The organism is Pseudoroseomonas cervicalis ATCC 49957, from assembly GCF_000164635.1.
GTDB classification, from domain to species: domain Bacteria; phylum Pseudomonadota; class Alphaproteobacteria; order Acetobacterales; family Acetobacteraceae; genus Pseudoroseomonas; species Pseudoroseomonas cervicalis.
This window is the reverse complement of sequence record NZ_GG770778.1, coordinates 775,293-778,855: the sequence shown is the minus strand read 5'-3', so window position 1 is coordinate 778,855 and position 3,563 is coordinate 775,293. Positions and strand designations below refer to the sequence as shown.

At 72.2% G+C, this 3,563-nt stretch carries 4 protein-coding genes; 2 read left to right on the top strand and 2 right to left on the bottom strand.

The window, feature by feature from the left end:
- The first annotated feature begins 97 nt into the window (after nucleotides 1-97).
- On the top strand, nucleotides 98-1,393 hold the full coding sequence (locus HMPREF0731_RS10565) for an AmpG family muropeptide MFS transporter (protein ID WP_007004106.1): 1,296 nt from the start codon (nucleotides 98-100) through the stop codon (nucleotides 1,391-1,393).
- A gap of 17 nt (nucleotides 1,394-1,410) precedes the next feature.
- Nucleotides 1,411-1,830: a hypothetical protein gene (locus HMPREF0731_RS10560; RefSeq protein ID WP_007004105.1), complete on the top strand. Its 420-nt coding sequence runs from the start codon at nucleotides 1,411-1,413 to the stop codon at nucleotides 1,828-1,830.
- 67 nt (nucleotides 1,831-1,897) lie between these two features.
- Here HMPREF0731_RS10560 and smpB read toward each other — a convergent pair whose 3' ends face one another.
- Nucleotides 1,898-2,383 carry an SsrA-binding protein SmpB gene (gene smpB, locus HMPREF0731_RS10555; RefSeq protein ID WP_007004104.1) on the bottom strand — a complete coding sequence of 162 codons (486 nt, stop codon included), beginning with the start codon at nucleotides 2,381-2,383 and terminating at the stop codon, nucleotides 1,898-1,900.
- An 85-nt stretch (nucleotides 2,384-2,468) separates the two neighbouring features.
- Nucleotides 2,469-3,347, bottom strand: a complete 879-nt coding sequence (gene dapA / locus HMPREF0731_RS10550) for a 4-hydroxy-tetrahydrodipicolinate synthase (protein WP_040612668.1) — start codon at nucleotides 3,345-3,347, stop codon at nucleotides 2,469-2,471.
- Nucleotides 3,348-3,563: the final 216 nt, after the last annotated feature.

The following is a 3,563-nucleotide window of genomic DNA, read 5'->3' as shown; positions in this document are numbered from 1 at the left end:
CGGGCTTCGGCGCTTTCCCGCCCCCCTCCCCGGCCGGCTGAGCCGCGCGGCCGCGGCCAGTTCAAAACCGGCCCGCCGCGTGGCAGGGTGGCGCCCCATGCGCCTCCTCCCCGCCCCCGGCTCGCCGATGCGAGACCGGCGCTTCCTGATCATGCTGGCCCTCGGCTTCTCCGCCGGCGTGCCGCTGCCGCTCACCGCCTTCGTGCTGCGGCAGTGGATGTCGGAATCCGGCATCTCGCTCGCCGCCATCGGGTTCACGGCGATGATCGGCCTGTCCTATTCGCTGAAATTCCTCTGGGCGCCGCTGATCGACCACGCGCCGCCGCCCTTCTTCCGGCATTGGGGCCGGCGGCGCGGCTGGCTGGCCAGCATCCAGCCGGTGCTGGCGCTGTCCATCCTCGGCCTCGGGCTGACCAACCCGGCGGTGGCGCCGGAGATCACGGTGGCGGTCGCCGTGCTGGTCGCCTTCCTCTCGGCCAGCCAGGACATCGTTGTCGATGCCTACCGCATCGAGTTCCTGGAGGAACGGCAGCAGGGCCTCGGCCTCGCCTATTATGTCTGGGGCTATCGCGGGGCGCTGCTGGCCTCCAATGCCGGGGCGCTGACCGTCGCCGAATTCGCCGGCTGGAGCATCGCCTTCGCCTATTGCGCGGCGCTGGTGGGCATCGGCTTCATCGCCGTCCGGCTGGGGCCGGAGCCGGAGGCGGCGCCGCGTCCGGCGCTCGGCTGGTCGGCCCGGCTGCGCGCGGCGGTGGTCGACCCCTTCGCCGATTTCGTCCGGCGCAAGCACTGGATCGCCATCCTGCTGTTCATCGCGCTGTTCAAGCTGGGCGAGGCGATGGCCGGCGTCATGGTCGCCCCCTTCTACCGCGAGCTCGGCTTCAGCCGGACGGAGGTGGCGGCGGTCGGCAGCGTCTTCGGCCTGTTCGCCACGCTGCTCGGCGCGCTGGCCGGCGGCTGGCTGGTGGTGCGCATCGGCACGGCACGCGCGCTGGTGCTGACCGGCATGGGCCAGATGCTGTCCAACCTGATGTATGTGGCGCTGGCCCATGCCGGGCACGACATGCCGATGCTCTGGGCCCAGGTCGGCATCGAGAACTTCACCGATGGTCTGGCGGACGCCGCCTTCGTGACCTATCTGTCCAGCCTCACCAGCCGGGCCTTCACGGCAACGCAATACGCGCTGCTCTCCTCGCTGGCGGCGGTGCCGCTGCGCACGATCGGCGGCGGCTCCGGCCTGCTGGCCGAGGCGCTGGGCTGGCCCGATTTCTTCCTGCTGACCACCGCCGCCGCGCTGCCGGCCATGGGGATCATGGTCTATCTGCTGATCCGCCTGCCGCCCCCGCCGCGCGCCGAGCCGCAGCCCGCCGCCATCGAGCCCGGCCCCGGCTAGACGTTGAAAGTGACCGCATGACCGCCACCCCCGCGCCGCGCCGCGCCTCCACCCCCACCGCGCCGCATCGCCGCCTGGCCGCCGGCCTGGCCGGGCTGCACCGCGCCCTGCTGAACGCCCAGGCGGTCGGCCACCCGGCGGCGCAGAACCCCTACGCCCTGCTGCAGGCGGTGATGCACGACCCGGATTTCGCCTGGCTGCGCGGCTTCAGCGACCTGATGGTGCGGCTCGACGAGGCCGGCGCCAAGGGCGCCACCCCCTCGGCCGAGGCGATGCAGGGTTTTCTTCTGTCTGCCACGGCGCTGGCCGAGGGCGGGCCGGAGGCGCCGGAAGCGCATGCGAAGCTGCGCGGCTTCCTGCTGCGGCGCGACGTCGCCGCCGCCCATGCCGAGCTGCGCGCCATTCTGGCCGAGCTGCGCGGCAGCCACGGGCAGTGACCGGGGGAGGCTCCGCCTCCCCCGAACCCCCTCCGCCGGGGTGGCAGGGCCACCCCGGACCCCGCCTTCAGCCTTTCTCGCGCATCAGCCGGGCCTTGTCGCGCTGCCAGTCGCGGGCCGCGATGGCGTGGCGCTTGTCGGCCTTGTTCTTGCCCTCGCCCAGGCCGAGCACGACCTTGGCGATGCCGCGCTCGTTGAACAGGATCTCCAGCGGCACCAGGGTCACGCCGTCGCGCGCCACGGCGCCGGTCAGCGTCTCGACCTGCTTCTTCTTCAGCAGCAGCTTGCGCGGCCGGCGCGGCTCGAACTTGGCCATGAAGCTGCCGGCCTGCCATTCGGGGATGTAGCTGTTGAACAGCCAGATCTCGCCATCGCGCTCGCCGGCCCAGGCATCGGCCAGGGCGGCGCGGCCGGCGCGCAGCGACTTCACCTCCGGCCCCAGCAGCACCAGCCCGGCCTCATAGGTGTCGGTGATCTTGTAGTCGAAGCGCGCCTTGCGGTTCTGCGCGGCGGTGCCGTGCGAGATCAGCGACTTCTTCCGAGGCTCGGCCATATCTACCCCTCAAGGCGGGTCCAGGGGGACCCTGTCCCCCTGGCGGGGAGGTCCAGGAGGGGCGGCGCCCCTCCTGGCCTCGTGGTCAGTTCAGCAATCCGGCGGTCAACATCGCCGCCTTCACCCGGTTGCGCGTGGCCTCGGCCACCGGCGCCATCGGCAGGCGGCAGAAGGCGCTCGACTTGCCGAGCAGGCTGGCGGCGTACTTCACCGGCCCCGGCGAGGTCTCGCAGAACATGGCGTCGTGCAGCGGCGTCAGCCGGTCCTGGATCGCCATGGCTTCCTCGATGTTGCCGGCTTCCCAGGCGGCGTGCATCTCGGCGCAGAGGCGCGGCGCCACATTGGCGGTGACGCTGATGCACCCCACCCCGCCGGCGGCGCGGAAGGCGAGCGCCGTGTGGTCCTCGCCCGAGAGCTGGCAGAACTCGGTGCCGCAGGCCAGGCGGGTGTGCAGCGGCCGGGTCAGGTTGGCCGTGGCATCCTTCACGCCGACGATGTTCGGGTGCCGGGCCAGCCGCGCCATGGTCTCGACCGACATGTCGATCACGCTGCGCGGCGGGATGTTGTAGATGATCAGCGGCAGGTCCACCGCGTCGGCGATGGCCATGAAGTGCAGGTAGAGCCCTTCCTGGGTCGGCTTGTTGTAGTAGGGCGTGACCACCAGCGCGGCGTCGGCGCCGGCCGCCTTGGCGTGGCGGGTCAGCTCGATGGCCTCGGCCGTGCTGTTGGAGCCGGTGCCGGCGATGACCGGCACGCGCCCGCCGGCGGCCTCGACGCAGAGCTCGACCACGCGGTGGTGCTCGTCATGCGACAGGGTCGGGCTTTCGCCCGTGGTGCCGACCGGGATCAGGCCGCTGGTGCCCTCGGCGATCTGCCAGGCCACGAAGTCCTGGAAGGCTTTTGTGTCCAGCGTGCCATCCTCGGCCATCGGCGTGATCAGCGCGACGAGGGAGCCCTTGAACATGGGACGACACTTTCCTTGACCGGTTGGCTTGGCGTGATGGCGAAGGCGGAAGCTAGGCGCCCGGCCCTTCCGGCACAAGGGACAGGCGGCGTGGAGGGGCGGCGCGCGGCGCGGTTCGCGCGGGACAGAGGGCCGCCGATCGGATAGGGTCCGCCGCCATGTGCGCCGCCCTGCTTCCGCCCCGCCATGCCGCCGGCCCCCCGGCGCTCCCGCTCG

Excerpts from the sequence above, each read along its gene's own strand:
- dapA (WP_040612668.1), bottom strand. The coding sequence starts at position 3,347 with ATGTTCAAGGGCTCCCTCGTCGCGCTGATCACGCCGATGGCCGAGGAT.
- HMPREF0731_RS10565 (WP_007004106.1), top strand. The coding sequence starts at position 98 with ATGCGCCTCCTCCCCGCCCCCGGCTCGCCGATGCGAGACCGGCGCTTC.
- HMPREF0731_RS10560 (WP_007004105.1), top strand. The coding sequence starts at position 1,411 with ATGACCGCCACCCCCGCGCCGCGCCGCGCCTCCACCCCCACCGCGCCG.
- smpB (WP_007004104.1), bottom strand. The coding sequence starts at position 2,383 with ATGGCCGAGCCTCGGAAGAAGTCGCTGATCTCGCACGGCACCGCCGCG.